The sequence below is a fragment of the Pseudomonas sp. NPDC090208 genome (genome assembly GCF_044746785.1).
Lineage (GTDB): Bacteria > Pseudomonadota > Gammaproteobacteria > Pseudomonadales > Pseudomonadaceae > Aquipseudomonas.
Genome location: NZ_JBIVCU010000007.1, coordinates 167,824 through 185,996 on the forward strand (window position 1 = coordinate 167,824; position 18,173 = coordinate 185,996).

15 protein-coding genes are annotated in these 18,173 nt (G+C 62.5%); 3 read left to right on the plus strand and 12 right to left on the minus strand.

Annotated features, from left to right (window positions below):
• Window positions 1–11 precede the first annotated feature (11 nt).
• The 4 genes from lpxK to ACIPL0_RS14170 form a co-directional block, all read right to left on the minus strand.
• Window positions 12–1,007, minus strand: coding sequence for a tetraacyldisaccharide 4'-kinase (gene lpxK, locus ACIPL0_RS14155; RefSeq protein WP_400597262.1), 996 nt, complete (start codon window positions 1,005–1,007; stop codon window positions 12–14).
• Complete coding sequence (locus ACIPL0_RS14160) at window positions 1,007–1,438, minus strand: ExbD/TolR family protein (protein WP_400597261.1); 432 nt, start codon at window positions 1,436–1,438, stop codon at window positions 1,007–1,009. Before ACIPL0_RS14160 ends, lpxK begins: the two co-directional genes overlap by 1 nt.
• Window positions 1,435–2,109 (minus strand): MotA/TolQ/ExbB proton channel family protein, encoded by a 675-nt coding sequence (locus ACIPL0_RS14165; protein ID WP_400597260.1) that lies wholly within the window; start codon window positions 2,107–2,109, stop codon window positions 1,435–1,437. Before ACIPL0_RS14165 ends, ACIPL0_RS14160 begins: the two co-directional genes overlap by 4 nt.
• Window positions 2,110–2,193: 84 nt before the next feature.
• Window positions 2,194–4,410: a DNA internalization-related competence protein ComEC/Rec2 gene (locus ACIPL0_RS14170; protein WP_400597259.1), complete on the minus strand. Its 2,217-nt coding sequence runs from the start codon at window positions 4,408–4,410 to the stop codon at window positions 2,194–2,196.
• Window positions 4,411–4,564: 154 nt separating this feature from the next.
• On the opposite strand from ACIPL0_RS14170, the gene ACIPL0_RS14175 reads away from it, so the two are divergent.
• A complete protein-coding gene (locus tag ACIPL0_RS14175; protein ID WP_400597258.1) occupies window positions 4,565–5,086 on the plus strand; it encodes a DUF2062 domain-containing protein in 522 nt (173 codons plus the stop codon).
• A gap of 877 nt (window positions 5,087–5,963) precedes the next feature.
• On the opposite strand, the gene ACIPL0_RS14180 is transcribed toward ACIPL0_RS14175, so the two are convergent.
• The 3 genes from ACIPL0_RS14180 to ACIPL0_RS14190 form a co-directional block, all read right to left on the minus strand.
• A complete protein-coding gene (locus ACIPL0_RS14180) occupies window positions 5,964–6,743 on the minus strand; it encodes an ABC transporter permease (protein WP_400597257.1) in 780 nt (259 codons plus the stop codon).
• Window positions 6,740–7,672 carry an ABC transporter ATP-binding protein gene (locus ACIPL0_RS14185; RefSeq protein ID WP_400597256.1) on the minus strand — a complete coding sequence of 311 codons (933 nt, stop codon included), beginning with the start codon at window positions 7,670–7,672 and terminating at the stop codon, window positions 6,740–6,742. Before ACIPL0_RS14185 ends, ACIPL0_RS14180 begins: the two co-directional genes overlap by 4 nt.
• Before the next feature lie 187 nt (window positions 7,673–7,859).
• Window positions 7,860–8,483: a glutathione S-transferase family protein gene (locus tag ACIPL0_RS14190; protein WP_400597255.1), complete on the minus strand. Its 624-nt coding sequence runs from the start codon at window positions 8,481–8,483 to the stop codon at window positions 7,860–7,862.
• A 211-nt stretch (window positions 8,484–8,694) separates the two neighbouring features.
• On the opposite strand from ACIPL0_RS14190, the gene ACIPL0_RS14195 reads away from it, so the two are divergent.
• Complete coding sequence (locus tag ACIPL0_RS14195; protein ID WP_400597254.1) at window positions 8,695–11,139, plus strand: acyl-CoA dehydrogenase; 2,445 nt, start codon at window positions 8,695–8,697, stop codon at window positions 11,137–11,139.
• A gap of 55 nt (window positions 11,140–11,194) precedes the next feature.
• Here the strand turns inward: ACIPL0_RS14195 and ACIPL0_RS14200 are convergent, their stop codons facing one another.
• The 5 genes from ACIPL0_RS14200 to ACIPL0_RS14220 all read right to left on the minus strand — a co-directional run bounded on the left by ACIPL0_RS14200 (window position 11,195) and on the right by ACIPL0_RS14220 (window position 16,999).
• The gene (locus ACIPL0_RS14200) at window positions 11,195–12,727 is read right to left on the minus strand and encodes a DHA2 family efflux MFS transporter permease subunit (RefSeq protein WP_400597253.1); all 1,533 of its coding nucleotides are present in this window, start codon (window positions 12,725–12,727) and stop codon (window positions 11,195–11,197) included.
• A 63-nt stretch (window positions 12,728–12,790) separates the two neighbouring features.
• Complete coding sequence (locus ACIPL0_RS14205) at window positions 12,791–14,026, minus strand: efflux RND transporter periplasmic adaptor subunit (RefSeq protein ID WP_400597252.1); 1,236 nt, start codon at window positions 14,024–14,026, stop codon at window positions 12,791–12,793.
• Between the two features lie 10 nt (window positions 14,027–14,036).
• A complete protein-coding gene (locus ACIPL0_RS14210; protein ID WP_400597251.1) occupies window positions 14,037–15,530 on the minus strand; it encodes an efflux transporter outer membrane subunit in 1,494 nt (497 codons plus the stop codon).
• Complete coding sequence (locus ACIPL0_RS14215; protein WP_400597250.1) at window positions 15,527–16,000, minus strand: MarR family winged helix-turn-helix transcriptional regulator; 474 nt, start codon at window positions 15,998–16,000, stop codon at window positions 15,527–15,529. The genes ACIPL0_RS14210 and ACIPL0_RS14215 overlap by 4 nt, the downstream gene beginning before the upstream one ends.
• A 393-nt stretch (window positions 16,001–16,393) precedes the next feature.
• Complete coding sequence (locus ACIPL0_RS14220) at window positions 16,394–16,999, minus strand: tRNA-(ms[2]io[6]A)-hydroxylase (protein ID WP_400597249.1); 606 nt, start codon at window positions 16,997–16,999, stop codon at window positions 16,394–16,396.
• A 190-nt stretch (window positions 17,000–17,189) separates the two neighbouring features.
• Between ACIPL0_RS14220 and ACIPL0_RS14225 the strand changes: the two genes are divergently transcribed.
• A complete protein-coding gene (locus ACIPL0_RS14225; protein WP_400597248.1) occupies window positions 17,190–18,065 on the plus strand; it encodes a universal stress protein in 876 nt (291 codons plus the stop codon).
• Window positions 18,066–18,173 lie beyond the last annotated feature (108 nt).

The window sequence follows — 18,173 nt, forward strand, 5'->3', positions numbered from 1 at the left end:
TCCTGAACGAGTCATGGCAAAAGACGGGTTAACTGCGAATCGAACCAACCGACGAAGGCCGCTGATGGCACGGCCTCCACGGCCAGATACCACCAGTCGGGAGCGGCGAAGGCAACACACTTCACCGCGTCCTTTTCGGTCATGACCAGGGGCAGCGCCGGGGTAAAGGAAAGCGCCTCTGCGCTGAACACGGCATGGTCGGCGAACGCATGGGGCACAGGCCGCCAGTGTAGTCCTTCGAGGGTGTTGAAGAAACGTTGCGGGTTACCGATACCGGCCACGGCGTGCAGCGCCTGACCGGGCGGAAAGTGATCGACCGGCAAGCGTTCGCCGCTGCGCAGGTTGACCAGCGCCGACGGCTGCAAGTGAAAGGCGTAACCGTCTTCACGATCCGCCGTGGCGCCGTTGTACAGCAGCGCATCGACGCTTTTCAGGCGCTCCACCGGCTCACGCAAGGGGCCTGCCGGCAGGCAGCGGCGGTTGCCGAGGCCACGGGCAGCATCGATCAGCACCAGCTCAAGGTCGCGGGCCAGACGGTAATGCTGCAGGCCGTCGTCGGAGAGAATCAGGTCCAGCGGTTCGGCGGCGAGCAAGGCGCGCACGGCGCTGGAGCGGTCCGGGTCGATCATCAGCGGCACGCCGGTGCGCTTGACGATCAGCAGAGGCTCGTCACCGGCCTGGTCGGCGCTGTGATCGGCCATGACCCGCCACGGCAGGCTCGGCGGCTTTGCTCCGTAGCCACGGCTGACCACGCCGACCCGCAGGCCGCGCTGGCGGCAATGCTCGATCATCCACAGGATCAGCGGCGTCTTGCCAGTACCACCGACGGTGATGTTGCCGACCACGATGACCGGCACCGGCGCCTTGTAGATGTCGCCCTGCCCGGCCACGAAGCGTGCGCGCTTGCCGTTGACCACGCGGCGATACAGCGCCTCCAGCGGACGCAACAGCGCCAGCGCCGGATGGCCGTTGTACCACGCATCAAGCAAACGGTCGGTCAGTGCCATCAGTTAGCCGGTGCGGCCTCGACGGTGGTCATGCGCAGGTGCGCGAAACCCAGCTTGCCGGCGGCATCCATGGCCGTGATCACCGCCTGATGCGGCGTCTTGCCGTCGGCGCTGATCGACAGTGGCAGGCTGGTATCGCCGCCCGACTCCTTCTGCAGGGCGTCGATCAGGGTGTCCAGCTTGCTGTCGGCCAGCAGGGTGTTGTTCACCGAATAGACGCCATCGGCATTGATGGTGATATCAACGTGCTTCTTGTCGACATCATCGGCCGAAGCGCCGGTGACCGCCTGTGGCAGGTCGACACGCAACTGGGTCTCGCGGGTGAACGTCGTGGTCACCACGAAGAACAGCAACAGAATGAACACCACGTCGATCAGCGACACCAGGTTGATGTCGATGGTCTCGCGGGCCTTGCGACGGCGGAATTTCACTTTCTGCGGCCCTCGCCCCGCGCTGCGGCCTTGAGGTCCGGCTGGGCGTCGGTCAGGTCGACGTCACGGTCGCCCTGCACCACTTCCACCAGTTTGATGGCTTCCTGCTCCATGCCGACCACCAGCTCGTCGACGCGGTTCTGCAGATAACGATGAAAGAAGATCGTCGGGATCGCCACGGTCAGACCCGAAGCGGTACAGATCAGCGCCTTGGAAATACCGCTGGCGAGCATGCCGGCATTACCGGTCATGCCGGTGGCGGTGAACGAGCCGAAGATGTCGATCATGCCCAGCACCGTACCCAGCAGACCGAGCAGCGGCGCCATGGCGGCGATGGTGCCGAGGGTTGCCAGATAGCGTTCCAGGTCGTGGATGACCCGGGCGGCGGCTTCTTCGATGCACTCCTTCATGATCTCGCGACCATGGCGGGAGTTGGCCAGACCGGCCGCGAGGATTTCCCCCAGTGGCGAATCGGCACGCAGCTCCTTGAGCTTTTCACCGCTCAGTTGCTTGTCCTGAATCCAGCGCCACACCTGACCGAGCAGGTGCGGAGGCGTGATGCGGCTGGCACGCAAGGTCCACAACCGCTCAATGATGATCCCGACGGCGGCGATGGAACTCAAAATGATCGGCAGCATCATCCAGCCACCCGATTTGACCAGCTCCCACACAGCGACCACCCCCTGAAAAAAAGTGGCGCCACTCTAACATAGGGTCGCCGCCTCGCCGAACCCGGCGATGAATAACCGGCCAATTCAGTCGCGCCAGAAGCGCCTTCTGCTTCGTTCGCCGTGGGGCTCCTGCCGCGCCCCCAGTTGCAAAGTGATGGCACCGAGCTCGGCACTGTCGTAGCTTTTCATGCCCATCCAGCGATAGCGCGACATCACCAGCGGGTGCGGATGGCCGAAAGCATTGTTGCGACCGCGGGAAATCAACACGCCCTTCGGATTGACTGCCTTGAGCAACGCCCGTGACGACGAACTGCGGCTGCCGTGGTGCGGCGCCTGCAACCAGTCAGCGCGGACATCGAAACCGTCCTCCAGCATGGCCCGCTCGGCTTCGGTGTCGATATCGCCGGCCAGCAGCAGACGCTCGCCCCCGGCATCGACCATCAGCACGCAGGATTGTGGATTACCGGCAGCGCCCTGTTCCCAGACCCAAGTGGAAAAAACCACGCCATCCCAGGTCCAGCTGTCGCCATTGCGGCACGCTTGCACCGGCAGCGACGCCGGCATGCGCGCGACATCCCCTGCCAATACCCGCCCCACCGGCATCGCCTGATACACCGCCGGCGCGCCGCCGACATGATCGGCATCGGCGTGGCTGATCAGCATCGTGTCCAGCCGCGCCAGCCCGGCACGCCGGATAGCCGGCAACACCACCCGCTCGCCGATGTCGAACTCGCCGAATCGCGGCCCGGCGTCATACAGCAGGCTGTGTTCGCGTGTACGCAACAGAATGGCCAGCCCCTGACCGACATCCAGTTGCAGGACTTCGACCTGCCCCGGCGGGACGCTTTTCATCGGCGGGAAAATACACAGCAGCAACAGCGGCCAGCCCAGCGGACGCAGCGGCAGGCCTGCTGGCAACAGCAGCAGGATCGCGCCCGTCAGACTCAACGGCCACACCCACCATGGCACCTGCGGGCCGGTCCAGGCCGGCAACACCTCCGCCGCCAACGCCAGCACATGAAACAGAACCTCCATCGCCCCACCCGCGAGCCAGAGCAAGCTCTCGCCAATGGGCGCAATCACCAGAAAAACCGTGCCCGACAGCGCCAATGGCAGGACGAAAATGCTGATCCACGGCACCGCGAGCAGATTGACCGCCGGCCCGCTCACGCTGACCGGCAGACTCAGCGCCAGCAGCACAGGCAGCAACCCCACGGCGATCAGCCACTGCGCACGGGTCCAACTGTGCAGCCAGTGCCAGGCCCCCAAACGCCCGCCGAAGATCAGCAGCAGAATCGCCACGGCGACAAACGACAACCAGAAGCCGGGGCGCAGACTGACCAGCGGCTCGAACAGCAAGACCGCATTCAGGGCCAGCAACAGCGGCCAGAGCATGCCCAGATGGCGGAACCGCAGGCGCCAGAGCAACACCAGCCCCAACATCAGACAGGCGCGCTGCACCGGCACCTCGAACCCGGCCAGCAAGCCATAACCCAGTGCCCCGCTGAACGACAGCAGACAAGCCGACGGCAGCCACGGCAAAAACGCCGGCCACAGCCCCCAGCGCGCCAGCCCGGCGATCAGCCCATATAAAAGGCCGGCGAGCAGACCAATGTGGGTACCGGAAATGACCAGCAGGTGAATGGTCCCGGTGTCTTGAAGAACCTGCCAGTCGGCACGGCTCAGCCCCGAGTCGTCGCCCAGCACCAGCGCTGCCAGCGCACCTTGCCGTCCCTGAGCATCGACGGCCAGCAGGCGCTGACGAATGCTTTCGCGCCAGCCGGCCCTTGGCGCATCAAGCAGTTGCCCATCGACCACGGTGCCGGTCGCCCCTATACGTTGGGCCAGCAGCCAGGCCTGGTAATCGAACGCGCCCGGATTGACCAGACCGCCGGGACGCTTGAGATTCACCGCCAGCCGCCAGCGTTCACCACTGCGCACGGTCGGCCCGCCGTACCAGCCGACACGAATCCGTTGTGGCAGGCGGCTACGACGCGATTCGGGATTTTCCACTTCAAAACGCACCGCGCCGTCCGTGTCGTGCGGCAAACCGACGACCCTGCCCTCCAGCCACAGCGTCTGCCCGTCGAGACGTGGCGACAGACGGTCGTCCAGCGCGGACTGAGCCGAGACACAAGCCCAGGTCAGTCCGAACAGAAACAACGCCAATGGATAAGTACGAAACGGCAGCAACATCAGCCCGACCACCGGCATCAACAGCAGCCACCAGACCGGCGGCAACACTGGCAAAAACCGCAGGGTCAACAACCCCAACGCAAGCGCCATCATCCCTGTGCGCATAAGGCCTTTCTCCGCAGACAGTCGAAATTCACCTTCCTGACTTAGCCCACCGGACGGCGCCTGCATTTATTAATTGTCACAATGTCTGAATTTTCGTTTGTCACTATCCGTGCATACTTGCCCGACTTTTCCGTTCAAACCGCCGGATTTCCGTATGCCACGCCACCTGATCAAGCGATACATGCCCGATCCGAACAGCATCCGGGAACACAAATCCTTACGCTTTCTTGGCACCTTCCTCCACGACCCGAACCTCTGGCACCTGAACCGCCACTCGGTGGCACGGGCCATGGGCATCGGCCTGTTCGCCGCATTGATGCCGATGCCGCTGCAGATGCTGCTGGCTGCAGTGCTGGCCGTGTGGGTACGAGCCAACATGCCGATTGCCGTGAGCCTGTGCTGGCTCACCAACCCGCTGACCATGCCGCCGGTGTTCTACTGCACCTACAAGATCGGCGCCCTGCTGATGGGCCTGCCACCGCGCAACTTCCCCGACGAGATGAGCTGGGAATGGATCAGCGGCCAACTGTCGACACTGTGGCAACCCTTCCTGCTGGGATCAGTGGTGGCAGGTGTGGTACTGGGCATCGCCGGATACTTCCTGACCATGGGCTACTGGCGCTGGTGGGTGGGGCGGCAATGGAAAAACCGCATGCAGAGACGCAGGGATTTGTAAGCGTCGAGCGGACTCGCGGCGTGTCAGGTTCATATCGGGTGATTGACGAATCGTATTCGCCAGCAAGCTGGCTTCCGCGGCCTTCGGCCAGAATCAAAACAGACGGCGTGCACGGGCCGTAGCAGCCCTGCTGACCACCGTTTTTTCAGGGTGTCTGGCAGATTTCAGTACACCGCCAAAACCCGTAGCAGTCCGGCTCGCCGGCGGTGGCGATCTTGAGGACGCCTTCGCGGGCAAGCCCGCTCCCACGGGAAGTGTGTGTTTCGCTGGCTTTTGATCTGGCTTTTGATCTTGGGGCCCCGTTCCAGAAGGCCGAACGCAGGCGATGTGGAGTGGCGCCGAGCGGCATGGATGCCGCGAGAGCCGCGTGGGCCATGGATGGCCCATTCGCGGCGGGCCCACGGAGCATTGCCGGAGTGCGGGTATGCCGAGCATTAGCGAGGCACCGTATGGCGGGGTAAGAAGCCCTTGGTTACTTGGGGCTTTTCCAAGTAACTCGCCGCCAGGCGAAACAAGGCTGCGTTAGCAGACTCGGCGGAGTGTCAGATACGCCAAGGACACAGGTTTTACGACGACTTCGTCGCCGGTCGCAGGGCAAGCCAGCTCCTACAAGAGGCCGTGTAACGTGCCGGAGACAAAACAGAGCTGCGTTAGCAGATCATGCGGTGTATCAGACACACCGCATGCACAGGTTTTACGACGACTGCGTCGCCGGTCACAGGGCAAGCCAGCGCCTACAGGTTTAGCGTCATACCCAAATTCAACAGACACCAAAACCTGTGGGAGGGAGCCCTGCTCGCGAAGGCGTCAGGTCAGACACTGCGATGTTGTCTGACCCACCGCCATCGCGGGCAAGCGCGCTCCTACAACGACAGCATTACTGCCGCATCCCCCGCCCGCTCACCAGCAGACGTGCGCAGCCCAGATACAACAGGACGGTCGCCACCACCATGAACGCCAGGGCGATGCTGATCTTGATATCCGACACACCCAGAATGCCGAAGCGGAACGCGTTGACCATATGCAACACCGGGTTGGCCAGCGACACCGTCTGCCAGAACGGCGGCAGCAGGTTGATCGAGTAGAACACCCCGCCCAGATAGGTCAACGGCGTCAGCACGAAGGTCGGGATAATCGAGATATCGTCGAAGTTGCGCGCAAACACCGCGTTGATGAAGCCCAGCAGCGAAAAGATCGTCGCCGTCAGCAACACCACGATGATGGTCACACCCAGGTGATGCACCTGCAGATGAGTAAAGAACATCGACAGAATGGTCACGATGATGCCCACCGCCAGACCACGCAGCACACCGCCGATGACATAGCCGATCAGAATGGTGTGCGGCGACACCGGCGACACCATCAGTTCTTCCACCGAACGCTGGAACTTGGCACCGAAGAAACTCGATACCACGTTGCCGTACGAGTTGGTGATCACCGACATCATGATCAACCCCGGCACGATGTACTGCATGTAGGTGAAGCCACCCATGTCGCCGATCTGCCGACCGATGAGGTTACCGAAGATGACGAAGTACAAGACCATGGTGATCGCCGGCGGCAGCAGCGTCTGCGGCCAGATCCGCATGAAGCGCCGCACTTCGCGGTAGACGATGGTGTTCATGGCGATCAGGTTGGGGCGCAGCTCCGAACTCATACCGCCACCTTCGACAGGTTCTTTTCGACCAGGGACACGAACAACTCCTCGAGGCGATTGGTCTTGTTACGCAGGCTAAGCACCTGAATGTTCTGCAACGCCAGTTGACCGAACAGCGCGGTGATGCCGATGGTCTTGTCGACCTGCACTTCCAGCGTGTGGTTATCCACCAGACGCGTCGGATAACCCGCCAGTTGCGGCACGGTCTGCAGCGGATCCTTGAGATCGAGCAGGAAGGTTTCGACGTGCAGTGTGTTGAGCAACTGCTTCATGCCGGTGTTTTCGACGATGGTGCCCTTGTCGATGATGCCGATGTTGCGGCACAGCTGCTCAGCCTCTTCCAGATAGTGCGTGGTGAGGATGATGGTGATGCCTTTCTGGTTCAGCTCGGTCAGAAAGGTCCACATCGAGCGACGCAGCTCGATATCCACGCCCGCGGTCGGTTCGTCGAGGATCAGCAGGCGCGGCTCGTGGATCAGCGCACGGGCGATCATCAGACGACGCTTCATGCCGCCGGACAGCGAACGTGACGGTACGCTGCGCTTGTCCCACAGGCCGAGCTGGGTCAGGTACTGCTCGGCGCGTTCCTTGGCGACTTTCGGCGGGATGCCGTAATAGCCGGCCTGGGTCACGACGATGTCGAAGGTCTTTTCGAACTGGTTGAAGTTGAATTCCTGCGGCACCACACCGATCGAGCGCTTGAGCTGGGCCGGGTTGCGGTCCAGGTCGTGGCCGAAGATGTTCACCGTGCCGGTGGTCTTGTTCACCAGGGTCGAGATGATGCCGATAGTGGTGGATTTGCCGGCGCCGTTAGGCCCGAGCAAGGCAAAGAAATCGCCTTCGGCGACGTCCAGGTCGATGCCCTTGAGGGCCTGGAAACCGTTGCCGTAGGTCTTGGTTAGCTGCCGGATGGACAGAGCTGAACTCATGACTGAAAACACACCGATAAAAGGAAAAAGAAAGGACAGACCAATACAAAAATGCAGCACAACGTCATGCAGCCCAAGGCCTTGAGCCCGCGACCCACATGACGCTGACGGTCATGTTGCTTGCCGATGTCGCTCAAGTACAGCGACATCTATTGATAGTAGGTATTAATTCAACATTGACCTGCCATCAGGTCAACGCGGTCATCACCGCCGTGCGATACGCCGGGCGCTGCTGCAAACGTGCATACCAGGCCTGGAGATTTGGCAGCTCGATGCGTTCGATCGGCATTTCAAACCAGGCGTAAATAAAGCTGCCCAGTGGGATGTCGCCCATGCCGAACGTTTCACCCGACAGATACGGCTGGCTCGCCAGGGTCTTGTCGACGATCCGCAACATGCCTTCGATCGTGACTTTCGCCACGTTGATCTGATGCCAGTCCTGCTGCTCGGCCGGAGTGCGCAGCACGCCCCAGAACACGGTACGGAAAGGGCCAGCGAAGGTCGAGGTGGTCCAGTCCATCCACTTGTCGGCCTGGGCGCGAACCTTGGCATCGACCGGGTACAAACCGGCATCGGTGCCGTACTGCGCGGCGAGGTAACGCACGATGGCGTTGGACTCCCAGAGCACGAAGTCGCCGTCTTCGATCATCGGCACCACGCCGTTGGGGTTCTTCGCCAGATATTCCGGCTGGTCGTTGATGCCGAAGGCACCGCCAGCGTTGATCGACTCGTAATTCAGCCCCAGTTCCTCGGCGATCCACAGCGCCTTGCGCACGTTGGAGGAATTCTTGCGGCCCCAGATCTTCAGCATGTCTTCTACGCTCCCACAGGCGGATTGAATTAGAGGTATATGCCAGTCGCGCCACAGTCTACTCCGACGAGGGGGGCGTTCAAGCCACAACTTGGCCCGCATCGGACAACGCTCGAACTCCCATGACCGGGCGGGGTCACTATCGATGCGCGGGCCAGAGCGGCTGACTGTGCTTCACTGGGGCGAGAGTCGCCGTCGAGGAGGGTTTCCCATGCTGTTGTTGTGGATCGTGGTTCTGGTGATCGGCGTGGCCTGGCTGGCCCATCGGCGCATTGCGCCCTTCCCTGCCCTGGGCATCGTGGCGCTGTATCTGTTGGCGATGAGTGCGTTCAGCCATGCCCATGGCTGGATGGTCATCCCGTGGCTGCTGTGGCTGACGGTGGCCCTGCCACTGGCGCTGCCGGACCTGCGTCGGCGCCTGTTCAGCGCGCCGATGTTCGCCTGGTTTCGCAAGGTGCTGCCGCCGATGTCCGAGACCGAACGCGACGCCATCGACGCCGGCACGGTGTGGTGGGACGGCGAGCTGTTCAGCGGCCGGCCGGACTGGAACACCCTGCTGAGCTACCCGAAAAACCGTCTGAGCGAAGAAGAGCAGGCATTCCTCGACGGCCCGACCGACGAGCTCTGCGCCATGGTCAGCGACTGGCAAATCGGCCAGGACATGGACCTGCCGCCCGAGGCCTGGGCGCACATCAAGCAGCACGGCTTCTTTGCCCTGATCATCCCCAAGGAATACGGCGGCAAGGGTTTTTCTGCCTACGCCCATTCGCAGGTGGCGATGAAACTGGCGACCCGCAGCGGCGACCTGGCGTCCACGGTCATGGTGCCCAACTCGCTGGGCCCGGCGGAATTGCTGCTGCATTACGGCACTGACGAACAACGCAATCATTACCTGCCGCGTCTGGCCCGTGGCGACGACATTCCGTGTTTTGCCCTGACCGGCCCGCTGGCCGGATCCGATGCCGGCGCGATGCCCGACACCGGGATCATCTGCAAGGGCCAGTGGCAAGGTGAAGACGTCATCGGCCTGCGCCTGAACTGGGAAAAGCGCTACATCACCCTCGGCCCGGTCGCCACCCTGCTCGGCCTGGCGTTCAAGGCGTTCGACCCGGACCATTTGCTGGGCGAGGAAGAAGACCTCGGCATCAGCCTGGCGCTGATTCCCACCGATACGCCGGGTGTCGAGATCGGCCGCCGACACCATCCGCTGGGCGCGGCGTTCATGAACGGCCCGAACGCCGGCAAAGACGTGTTTATCCCGCTGGATTATTTGATCGGCGGCCGTGAACGGCTCGGCCAGGGCTGGATGATGTTGATGAATTGCCTGTCGGTGGGCCGCTCGATTTCCCTTCCGGCGGTCGGCACCGGCGCGGCCAAGTACACCAGTCTGGTGACCGGCCAGTACGCGCAGATTCGCGAACAATTCAATGTGCCGCTGGCGGCGTTCGAAGGCATTCAGGAATCTCTGGCGCGCATCGGCGGCAACGCCTGGCTAATGGACAGCGCGCGCATGCTGACGGCCAACGCAGTGGATCTTGGGGAGAAACCGTCGGTATTGTCGGCGATCCTCAAATACCACCTGACCGAGCGCGGCCGCGAGTGCATCACCCACGCCATGGACGTGCATGGCGGCAAGGCCATCATCATGGGCCCGAACAATTATCTGGGCCGCAACTGGCAAGGCGCGCCGATCTTCATCACGGTAGAAGGCGCGAACATTCTGTCACGCAACTTGATGATCTTCGGCCAGGGGGCGATCCGCTGCCATCCGTTCGTGCTCAAGGAAATGGCACTGGCCCACCGCGAGGACCGCGATCAGGCCCTGCGCGAGTTCGACGAACTGCTGCTGCAACACATCGGCTTCGCCTTCCGCAACGCCGCCAGCACCCTGGTGCTGAATCTGGGCTTCGGCTGCTTCGAGAGCCCGCCCGGCGACCGTTTGAGCCAAGGTTATTTCCGCGCGCTGAACCGGCAGGCCGCTGCGTTCGCCATGCTCGCCGACCTGAGCATGATGCTGCTGGGCGGCGAACTGAAACGCCGCGAACGTCTGTCAGCCCGGCTGGGCGATGTGTTGAGTCATATGTACCTGGCGTCGGCGGCGATCAAGCGTCACCACGATCTGGATTACCCCGAAGCGCTGATTCCGCTGTTCCGCTGGGCCATGGAGGAAGCGCTGGGCGAGTCGGAACGGGCGCTGGATGAACTGTTGAGCAACTTCCCCAACCGCGTTCTCGGCTGCCTGTTGCGAGCGGTGGTGTTTCCGTTCGGACGCCGCCACAAAGGCCCTTCCGACGCGCTGGATGCCGAAGTCGCCGCGATCATCGGGCGGCACAAGGGTAATCCGGCACTGGAGTCGGTACTCGCCGGCTGCTTCCGCCCTTCGGCCGAAGGCGATCCGGTTGCCGCCCTGCAACGGGCCAGCGACCGCCTGAGCGCAGCGAAACCGGCCTTCGACAAACTGCATCGCGGCCTCAAAAGTGGTCAGCTCAAGCATTCGGGTGGCGATTCAATGATCGAAGCCGCTTTGCAGGCCGGCGTGTTGCAGGCGGCAGAGGCGGAGAAATTGCGCGCGGCAGAGGCCGCCAGACGAGAAGTCATCGACGTCGATGACTTCTCCAAGGAAGAACTGACCGCCAGCGCAGGCAAGGTGCGCTGACGGTCACGGCGCCGCTTCAGTGCGCTGGCCCAGTTCGTTGGATCAGTGCGCTGGATCAGTGGCCTGCGCCCGGCCCGGCTTTCGCTGCGAACGGTGGCTTGGCCAGCCAGATGATCAGGATCAGCGCGAGGAACATCCAGCCCATCATGTAGAAGTAGTCCACCGTGGACATCATGTAGGCCTGGCTGGTGACCACACTGTCGAGACGGGCATAGGCCTGGGTGCTGGCGCCGCCGAGGGTGTCCAGCGCCTGGCGGGTCGCCGACTCGTAGTTGTTCACACTCTCGCTCAAATAGGCGTGATGCTGGTTGGCCCGGCGAATCCAGATCCAGGTGGTCAACGACGCGGCGAAACTGCCCCCCAGGTTACGCAGGAAGGTCGCCAGCCCCGAGCCGTCGGCGATCTGCGACGGAGGCAGGTCCGACAACAGAATGCTCAGGGTCGGCATGAAGAACAGCGCCACCCCCGCGCCCATGAACAACTGCACCATGGCGATGTGCTGGAAATCCACCTGACTGGTGAAGTCCGAGCGCATGAAGCAGCTCAGGCCGATGGCGAGAAACGCCAGCCCGGCCAGCAGGCGCAGGTCGGTCTTGTTGGCGTAACGCCCCACGAACGGCGACATCAGCACCGGCAGAATGCCGATCGGCGCCACCGCCAGTCCGGCATAGGTCGGCGTATAGCCCATCTGCGTCTGTAGCCACTGCGGCAGGATCAGGTTGATGCCGAAGAAACCGGCGTACCCCAACACCAGGCAGATGGTGCCGACGCGGAAGTTGCGGAAGGAAAACAGCCGCAGGTTGACCACCGGGTGAGCATCAGTCATTTCCCAGATGATGAACGCGGCCAGGCCGATCACCGAAATCACCGTGCCGATGATGATGAAATTCGACGAGAACCAGTCCAGGTCGTTGCCCTTGTCGAGCACGATCTGCAAGGCGCCGACGCCGATGATCAGGGTAATCAGCCCGACATAGTCCATCGGCTGGCGCTGGGTATGCACCGGCCGCGCGGCCATCTGCGTGCGCACCACGGCGGCGGCGAACAGACCGATCGGCACGTTGATGAAGAAAATCCACGGCCAGGTGTAACTGTCGGTGATCCAGCCGCCGAGAATCGGGCCCGCAATCGGCGCGACCACCGTCACCATCGCCAGCAATGCCAGTGCCATCCCCCTTTTCGCTGGGGGGTAGACCGCGATCAGCAGGGTTTGGGTCATCGGGTACAACGGGCCGGCGACCACGCCCTGCAACACGCGAAAACCCACCAGTTCCGGCATCGACGTGGAAATGCCGCAGAGGAACGAAGCCATCACGAACAGCAGTGTGGCCCAGATGAACAGCTTCACCTCACCGAAGCGCCGGCTCAGCCAGCCGGTCAGCGGCAGCGCGATGGCGTTGCTCACGGCGAACGAGGTGATGACCCAGGTGCCCTGCTCGGAACTCACCCCCAGGTTGCCGGAAATCGTCGGCAGGGCGACGTTGGCAATGGTGGTGTCGAGCACCTGCATGAACGTCGCCAGCGACAAGCCGATGGTGGTCAACAGCAGGCTGGGCGGCGTGAAAGAAGCGGGAGCGTTGTTACTCATCGCGAATCCTTTGACACTCGAAAGATGCGCCGGCCCGCAGGCCGGAGCAGAGGGATCGGCGAATCAGCGCTGGGCGGTCTTGCCCGAACCCGAAGCGCTGTTTTCGTGAATCAGGCGAGCGATCAGGGTGTCGGCATCGGCCAGTTGCTTGACGTAGACATCAGTGGTGAACGACGCCTGCTTGGGCGGCTGCTGCGCCAGCACCGGGCCACTCTGGTCATGCAGGTTGACGTCGACCACGGTGGACAGGCCGATGCGCAGCGGATTCTTCGCCAGCTCCTCGGGGTTCAGGTGAATCCGCACCGGCACCCGCTGCACGATCTTGATCCAGTTACCGGTGGCGTTCTGCGCTGGCAGCAGGGCAAACGCACTGCCGGTACCGGCGCCGACGCTGTCGACGGTGCCGCTGTATTTAACGTTGCCGCCGTACAGGTCGGCCTCGATGTCCACCGGCTGACCGATGCGCATCTTGCCCAGTTGGGTTTCCTTGAAGTTGGCGTCGATCCACACCTGATCCAGCGGAATCACCGCCATCAGCGCGGTGCCCGGCTGGACCCGCTGGCCCAGTTGCACGGTGCGTTTGGCGACATAGCCGGTGACCGGTGCGATCAGCGTGCTGCGCGCGCTGTTCAGGTAAGCCTGACGCAGTTGCGCGGCGGCGGCCTTGACCTCGGGGTGCGACGCCACTTCGGTGTCGTCGATCAGCGCGGTGCTGGTCACCAGTTGCTGCTGGATGTTGTTCAGCGCGTTCTGGGCGCTGGTCAGGTCATCCTTGGCGTGGGACAGCTCCTCCTGGGAGATCGCCCCGCCCGCCGCCAGATTGCGTCGGCGATTGTAGTTGTCCTGAGCCTTTTGCACTTCGGCGCGCTGGGCAGCCAGCTGCGCCTTGATGCCGTCGACGCTGCTGTACAGGCCGCGCACCTGGCGCACGACCTTGCCCAGATTGGCCTCGGCACTTTGCAGGGCGACTTCGGCGTCGTTGGGGTCGAACTGCACCAGCACCTGACCTTCCTTGACCAGATCGCCATCATCGGCGCCGATACTGACCACGGTGCCGGTGACTTGCGGGGTGATCTCCACCACGTTGCCGTTGACGTAGGCGTCGTCGGTGCTTTCGCTCCAGCGCCCGTAGACCTCGTACCAGGCCCAGACGCCGACGCCGCCGAGGACCACGATCAGCAGCAGGCCCAACAGCATGACCTTGCGTTTGCGCGGATTGCTTTGTGGCTGACCCGGTGCGGCGTTCTGGGCGCTGGCGCCCTTCTGTTCGTTTGCAGTGTTTTCAGTGGCAGTGGCCATGACGATTACCTTATTGAGTCAGCGAAGCCGTTGATGGAACCGGGGCGGCGCGGTCGCCGGGCGTACCCGGTTCGAAACCGCCCCCCAGGGCCTGCATCAACTGGATCGACAGATCGATTCGTTCCGCGTTGAGGTCAGCGAGTTGACGCTGCGATTGCAGCAATTGCTGTTCGATGGTCAGTACGTCCAGGTAATTGCCGATACCCGACGAATAGCGCTGCAACACGGTGTCGTAGGATTTCTGAATGACATCGGTGGCCTGCTGGCGCGCCTGAATCTGATCGCCGATGGCGTGCAACTGGCCGATGTTGTCGCTGACATCACCCAGCGCCCGCACCAGGCTCTTGTTGTACTGCGCCACCGCGAGGTCGTAATCGGCGTCACGGGCATCGAGGTCGGCGCGACGACGGCCGCCATCGAAGATCGGCAGCGAGACGGTCGGCGCGACATTGAAGAAGCGGCTGGCCGAACCAAACATTGCGTCACCCAGCAACGATTCGACACCGGTTGAAGCGCCGAGGTTGAGGTTCGGGTAGAAGGTGGTCTTGCTCGCGGCAATGTTCTTGCTCGCCGCTTCGACCCGCCAGCGCGCCGCCACCAGATCGGGACGACGGCCCAGCAGTTCCGCCGGCAGCACCGAAGGCAGTGCGACGACAGCCGGTTTCAGCACGTTGGGCCGGGCCAGTTGCTCGCCACGGTCCGGCCCTTTGCCCACCAGCACAGCCAGGGCGATCTCGGCCGTACGCAGGCGTTTTTCTGCATCGACCAGAGATTCCCGCGAGCCGGCTTCCAGGCTCTGGGTCTGCTGGAACTGGTACTCGCTGTCGATACCGGAGCGCAGGCGACGGGCGCCCAGTTCCAGCATCTGCCGCGTACGCTTCAGGTCTTCTGCGGCCAGATCGCGTACCACGTAGGCCTGACCCAGATCGCTGTAGGCACGGGCGACATCGGCAGCCAGGGTCAGTTGAGCGGCACGCTGATCGACTTCGCTGGCGCGGGCCTGACCGACGGCGGCTTCCCAGGCAGCGCGCTGGCCGCCCCACAGGTCGAAGGTGTAATTGAAGCTGGCACCCAGGTTGCGCACGGTGCTGTAGCGCCCGCCCTGCCCTGTCGGGTCCTGGTCACGGGCCAGTCGCGAACGGCTGATACCGGCACTGGCATCCACCGTCGGCATGCGCTCGGCATCGGCGGCATAGGCCGCAGCCGAGGCCTGATGGGTACGCGCGGCGGCGATCTGCATGTCCGGGCTGTCGCGCAGGGCTTCGCTGATCAGGCCGTTGAGTTGTGGATCGCCGAGGCTGGTCCACCAATCGGCTTTGGGCCACGCGGCGGTCGACAGATTGACGCCGGTCAGGCTCTGTCCGGCTTGCAAATGGTTGGCGTCCAGGCTGACGCCTTCGGTGTTCAGGCCCTTGGAGTTGGCGCAACCGGCCATGACCAGTGCGACAAACACCAGGCTCAGCGACGTACGCAACGCCGCGCCGTGTTTGATGGGAGTGTTCATCGTGCAGCCATCCGGGAAAGAGTGATCGGGTCAGCGGCGGCCACCAGTACTTTGGTCAACAGCTTCTCCAGCATCGCCAGTTCACCGTCTTCCAGAACCCCGACCATCTCGTTCATGGCCTTGGCACCGATCTGCGGTAACAGGTCCGACAGCGCCTGGCCCGACTCGGTCAGGACCAGTTTCACCTGACGACGATCCGACTCGGAACGGGTGCGCATCAGCAGGTCTTTCTGTTCCAGACGGTCGAGCATGCGGGTCATCGAGCCGCTGTCCAGGCACAGCGAACGGCACAGGTCGGCCGGGGTTTCAGCGCCATACAGCGCGACGATGACCAGCACCTTGAATTGCTGGGCGGTCAGGTCGTAGGGCTCCAGGTGCTTGTCGAGGATGCGGTTCTTCAGCAGTTCGGTACGACCCAACAGCATGCCGAGCATGCTGCTGTGAAAATTCTCGGGAGTGAAATGCGCCATTGATAGCCACCAATTATCTGCCTAAGCAGTGAATGGATGAGATATTACTGCCTAGGCAGCAAACACACAATGAAACAATTTTCAGGATGCAGAGTTCCGGACAAGCGTGCGTGTCGGATGGGAGGCATTCAGAGACAGGAGATCAGCCGATGACACGCGCGAACTGTAGGAGCCGGCTTGCTGGCCAATGCTTTTGAGTGATCGCTGCCCACTGCAGGAGCTGGCTTGTCCTGCGAGCGCGCCGGGGTCGCGTCCGACCGAAGTCGTCGTAAATCCGGCAAATACGGTGTGACAGACGGACCGAGTGCTTAGGTTTTACGACTGCTTCGCAGCCGCTCGCAGGACAAGCCAGCTCCTACAGGCAAGCCAGCTACAAGGGGAGAACGTGCCTGATCAGGCAGGCACGCCGCTATGAAAGCGAAAATCTTCATCCGGACTTTCGATCAGCTCGCGCTCGGCCAGGCGGATTTCTTCGATCTTGGCATCGACATCCGCCTCGTCGCCGTACAGATAGGCCAGCTTCAGGTAATCCTGGAAATGCCGGGCTTCGGACTTGAGCAGACTGGCGTAGAACTTGGCCAGATCGTCGTCCAGATGCGGCACCAGCGCGGCGAAACGCTCGCACGAACGGGCTTCGACAATGGCGCCGACAATCAGCGCATCGGTCAACCGGTAGGGATTGTGATTGCGCACCAACTTGCGCAGCGCGCCGGCATAGCGGGCCGAACTGATGTTGGCCATGGGAATGCCGCGTTTCTTGATGATGCTGATCACCTGCTCGAAGTGACGCAATTCCTCGCGGGCCAGACGCGACATCTTGGCCTGCAGGTCGAACTTGTCGTTGTACTGGAACATGAACTGAAAGGCCGCACCGGCGGCTTTCTTTTCATTGTTGGCGTGATCGATCAGCAGGATGTCCAGATTCTGCAACGCCGCCCGCACCCAACTGTCGGGGGTACGGCACAGCAGGAAGGCGTCGATTTCCGGGAAGATCTGCATAAATTCACACGCGGCTGATTGAGCAAGGCGCAGCATTATACGGAGCCTGCGGCACAGAACCAGCCTTCCCGATAAAAGCCCTGACCGGGATCAATACGCCGTTTGGCGGCGGGCAACTATAGTTATTCAGCGAACAGTCAGTGGACACGGGATGTCGAACGCTTCATGCAGTCCTTCGGGAGATCAGCTCATGCAATCGATTCGCAGGATTCTGGTAGTCATCGAACCCAGCGCGGAAACCGACACGGTCGAAAGTCTGGCCATGCGCCGCGCCTGCCTCATTGCCCATGCCACCGGTGCCAGCCTGCACCTGTTGATCTGCGATAAAAAAGCCGATCACGGGGAGCTGCTGACCACCCTCAAGCACGATCTGCTGGCGGAGGATTTCACCGTCACCGCGCAACAGGAGTGGCATGAAAGCGTGCACCAGACCATCGTCAGGGTGCAGCAGGCCGAAGGCTCGGATCTGGTGATCAAGCAGCATTTCCCCGACAGCACGCTGAAAAAGGCGCTGCTTACCCCGGCTGACTGGAAACTGCTGCGTTACTGCCCCTGCCCGGTGCTGATGGTGAAAACCGACCGGCCCTGGAAAGGCGGCGCGATTCTGGCGGCAGTGGACGTCGGCAACCCGGACGGCGAACACACCGCGCTGCATTACAGCATCGTCCAGCACGGCTACAACATCGCCGAAGTGGCCAAAGGCGAATTGCACGTGATCACCGCCCATCCGTCGCCGATGCTGTCGGCGGCCGACCCGGTCTACCAGTTGTCGTCGACCATCGAAGGCAGATACCGCGAGCAGTGCAAGGCGTTTCAGACTGAATTCAGCATCGACGATGCCCATTTGCACATCGCCGAAGGCCCGGCGGACGTGCTGATCCCCTACACCGCCCACCATTTGCAGGCTGCCGTGACGGTGATCGGTACTGTGGGCCGCACGGGAATATCCGGCGCACTGATCGGCAACACCGCCGAAGTGGTGCTCGATTCGCTGGAGAGTGACGTGCTGGTGCTGAAAAGCGAGGAAGCGCTGGCGCATCTGGAGGAGCATTTGGCCAAGGCATAAAACCTTGTAGGAGTGAGCTTGCTCGCGATTGCGATTATTCGGTCACATCTATTGCGATTGACACGACGCTATCGCGAGCAAGCTCACTCCTACAGGACAGGGTGACTT